The sequence below is a fragment of the Streptomyces aureus genome (assembly GCF_001418135.1).
Taxonomy (GTDB): domain Bacteria; phylum Actinomycetota; class Actinomycetes; order Streptomycetales; family Streptomycetaceae; genus Streptomyces; species Streptomyces aureus_A.
On sequence record NZ_LIPQ01000575.1, the window covers coordinates 1 to 4,089 of the forward strand.

General features: G+C 70.4%; 4 protein-coding genes. All 4 read left to right on the top strand.

From position 1 onward, the window contains the following. Positions 1–916, top strand: a 916-nt coding sequence (locus tag AOK00_RS34310) for an amidohydrolase family protein (protein WP_055604045.1), incomplete at its 5' end; no start/stop codon positions are given. A 115-nt stretch (positions 917–1,031) separates the two neighbouring features. Then, positions 1,032–1,949, top strand: a complete 918-nt coding sequence (locus tag AOK00_RS34315; RefSeq protein WP_055604046.1) for an LLM class F420-dependent oxidoreductase — start codon at positions 1,032–1,034, stop codon at positions 1,947–1,949. A 10-nt stretch (positions 1,950–1,959) separates the two neighbouring features. Next, positions 1,960–2,721 (top strand): SDR family NAD(P)-dependent oxidoreductase, encoded by a 762-nt coding sequence (locus AOK00_RS34320; RefSeq protein WP_055604047.1) that lies wholly within the window; start codon positions 1,960–1,962, stop codon positions 2,719–2,721. Between the two features lie 109 nt (positions 2,722–2,830). Then, entirely contained in the window at positions 2,831–3,955 is a 1,125-nt protein-coding gene (locus AOK00_RS34325) for an LLM class flavin-dependent oxidoreductase (RefSeq protein WP_055604048.1), read from the top strand. Positions 3,956–4,089: the final 134 nt, after the last annotated feature.

Below are 4,089 nucleotides of genomic sequence, written 5' to 3' on the forward strand. Positions count from 1 at the left end.
CGCAGGCGAGGGCGACCTCCTTGTCGTGGGCCTCGCCGACATGGACGTCAACCACGTCCAGTCCGCGCTCTGCTTCCCGACCTTCCCCCGCTTCTGCGGCCAGACCTTCACCGAGGCCGGCGACCGCGAGCTGGGGCTGCTCTGCGTCCGGGCGTACAACGACTGGATGGTGGAGGAGTGGTGCGGGCCCGAGGCGCAGGGGCGGCTCATCCCGCTCACCCTCATCCCGCTCTGGGATCCGGAGCTGGCCGCCGCGGAGGTCCGCCGCAACGCCGCGCGCGGGGTGCGCGCGGTCGCGTTCTCGGAGATCCCGCCGCACCTCGGGCTCCCCTCGGTGCACACGGACCACTGGGACCCCTTCTTCCGCGCGTGCGACGAGACCGGCACGGTCATCGCGATGCACATCGGCTCGTCCAGCCGGATGCCGTCGACGTCCGCCGACGCCCCGCCGGCCGTCGGCTCGACCATCACCTTCGCCAACTGCTGCTTCTCGATGGTCGACTGGCTGATGAGCGGCAAGTTCGAGCGCTTCCCCCACCTCAGGATCATGTACGCGGAGGGACAGATCGGCTGGATCCCGTACATCCTGGAGCGCGCCGACGTCGTGTGGGAGGAGAACCGCGGCTGGGGCGGGGTCGCCGACAAGGTGCTGCGCCCGCCGTCCGAGCTCTTCGCCGGGCACGTCTTCGGCTGCTTCTTCGACGACGCGTTCGGCCTGCGGAACCTCGACGCGATCGGGGTCGGGAACGTCCTGTACGAGACGGACTACCCGCACTCGGACTCCACCTGGCCCAAGTCCAGGGAGGTCGGCGAGGCGCAGATGGGGCACCTGGCCCCGGACGTCGTCGAGCGCATCGTCCGCGGCAACGCGATCGACCTCCTCGGCCTCACCCGGGACGGCCTCTGGCGCCCGTAGACCGTGGACCCCCGCCCCTTGTCTGATGGACCGTCAGGTACGAGCATGGGCCCCGCTCGTGGAAATGACGGTTCGTCAGACAAGGCCGCGAGGCCAGGGCTCAAGGGGGTTCCTCATGGTGGTCTACGGGATGCAGCTGCCGGTCCAGTCGCAGAGCGCGATCTACGCCGAGCCCTGGGAGGCGGCCGCCGGGGCCGCCGATCTGCTCGCCGTCGCCCGCGCCGCCGAGGACCACGGATTCGACTACCTCGCCTGCTGCGACCACGTCGCCATCCCGCGCCGGCTCGCCGAGGCCATGAGCACCGTCTGGTACGACCCGGTCGCCACGCTCTCCTTCCTCGCCGCCGCCACCGAACGCGTCCGGCTGCTCTCACACGTCGCCGTCGTCGGGCTGCGCCATCCGCTCGTCACCGCCAAGGCGTACGCGACGCTCGACCACCTCTCCGGCGGCCGGCTCGTCCTGGGCGTCGGCGCCGGGCACGTACAGGAGGAGTTCGAGGCGCTCGGCGTGGACTTCGCGCGCCGGGGCGCCGTGCTCGACGAGACCATCGACGCGCTGCGGGCCGCCCTCGGGCCCGAGGAGTACCCGGAGCACCTGGGGGAGCGGTTCGCCTTCAAGGACCTCGGGCAGCTGCCACGGCCCGCACAGCAGCGCGTCCCGCTCTGGGTCGGCGGCTCCTCCCCGGCCGCCGTGCGCCGCGCCGCGCTCAAGGGTGACGGCTGGCTCCCGCAGGGCGACCCGCGCGAGCGGCTCGCCGTACAGATCCAGAAGCTGCTGCGGCTGCGCACCGAGGCCGGGATCGCGGAACCGATCACCGTCGGCGCGATCGCCGAGCCGCTGTACATCGGCACGCCCGGCTGGTCCGTCGGCCGGCGCACGCTCAGTGGCCGCCCGGAGGACATCGCCGCCTCCCTGCGCGCGTACGGGGAGATGGGCGTGCACCAGATCCAGGTCCGGTTCCGCTCCCGGAGCCGTACCGAACTCATCGACCAGATGGCGGCCTTCGGCACGGAGGTCGCCCCTCACCTCTAGGAGTACGGACATGGGCACACTCGACGGGCGGGTCGTCCTCGTCACCGGCGCGGCGCGCGGGCAGGGCGAGCAGGAGGCCCGGCTGTTCGCCGCGGAGGGGGCCAGGGTCGTCCTCGCGGACGTCCTCGACGACGCCGGCGCGACGCTGGCCAAGGAGCTGGGGGAGGAGCGGGCCGTCTACGTCCATCTGGACGTGACCAGGGAGGACGACTGGGCCGCGGCCGTGACGGTCGCCAGGGAGCGGTTCGGGAAGATCGACGGACTGGTGAACAACGCCGGCATCCTCCGCTTCAACGAGCTGCTCTCCACCCCGCTGGAGGAGTTCCAGGCGATCGTCTCCGTCAACCAGACCGGGTGCTTCCTCGGCATCCGTACCGTCGCGCCCGAGATCGCGGCGGCCGGCGGCGGGACGATCGTCAACACGGCCTCGTACACGGGCCTGACCGGGATGGCCGGGGTCGGCGCCTATGCCGCCTCGAAGCACGCCGTCCTCGGGCTGACCCGGGTGGCCGCCCTGGAGCTGGCCGCGAAGGGTATCCGGGTGAACGCCGTCTGCCCGGGCGCGATCGACACCCCCATGAGCAACCCGGAGGGCGTGGACCCGGCCGCCACGGCCGAGCTGTACCGCAGGCTCGTGCCGCTCGGGCGGATCGGGCGCCCGGACGAGGTGGCGGCCCTCGCGCTGTTCCTGACCGGGGAGGACTCGGCGTACATCACGGGACAGCCGTTCGTGATCGACGGCGGGTGGCTGGCGGGAGTCAGCCTCTTCTAGTCATACCTGACGGCTCGTCAGGTATTGACGGGTCCACCCCGCGGTGCGACAGTCGGGCACATCACGAATCTGACGACACGTCAGAAACTCACGAGGACGGTGAACCCCCTTGGAATTCGGGATCTTCGTACAGGGATACGTCGGCAAGCGCGCCGAGACCGATCCCGAAGCCGAGCACAAGGCGCTCATGGAGGAGACCGAGTACGTCATCCAGGCGGACAGGTCCGGCTTCAAGTACGCCTGGGCCTCGGAGCACCACTTCCTGGAGGAGTACTCGCACCTCTCCGCCAACGACGTCTACCTGGGCTACCTCGCCCACGCCACCGACCGCATCCACCTCGGCTCCGGCATCTTCAACCCCCTCGCCCCCGTCAACCACCCCGTGAAGGTCGCCGAGAAGGTCGCCATGCTCGACCATCTCTCCGGCGGACGCTTCGAGTTCGGCTCCGGCCGGGGCGCGGGCTCCCACGAGATCCTCGGGTTCATGCCGGGCATCACCGACATGAACCACACCAAGGAGCTGTGGGAGGAGACGATCGCCGAGTTCCCCAAGATGTGGCTCCAGGACGAGTACGTCGGCTTCCAGGGCAAGCACTGGTCGCTGCCGCCCCGCAAGGTCCTCCCGAAGCCGTACGGGAAGTCCCACCCCGCCATGTGGTACGCCGCCGGGTCCCCCTCCTCGTACGCCATGGCCGGCAAGAAGGGCCTCGGCGTCCTCGGCTTCAGCGTGCAGAAGGTCTCCGACATGGAGTGGGTCGTCGAGTCTTACAAGACCGCGATCAAGGAAGCCAAGGCGATCGGCGACTTCGTCAACGACAACGTCATGGTGACCTCGACGGCGATCTGCGCCGAGACGCACGACAAGGCGGTCGAGATCGCGGTGGGCGGCGGCCTGAACTACCTCCAGTCCCTGCTGTTCCGCTACCACGACACCTTCCCGCGGCCGGAGGGCATCCCGGAGTGGCCGGAGCTCCTGCCCGAGTACTCGGCCGAGATCATCGAACTCCTCATCCAGGAGGAACTGATGATCTGCGGCGATCCGTCGGAGGTCCTGGCGCAGTGCAAGCGGTGGGAGCAGGCGGGGGCGGACCAGCTGTCCTTCGGGCTGCCGATCGGGATCTCGTACGAGGACACGATGAACTCGATCAAGCTGATCGGTGAGCATGTGATCCCGAAGATCGACACGGATCCGGTCCACCGCACGACCCGCTTCCGCCACTCCGCGGCCACCTGACAACCCCCCCGGCACCCGCGTGCGGACGGCGCCCGCCACCTCCGTGTGGGCAGCACCCGTCGCCCTCGCCCCCCGTGTGGGCGGCGCCCGCCACCCTCGTGTGGACGGCGCGCGCCCACACGGGGGGCGAGGGC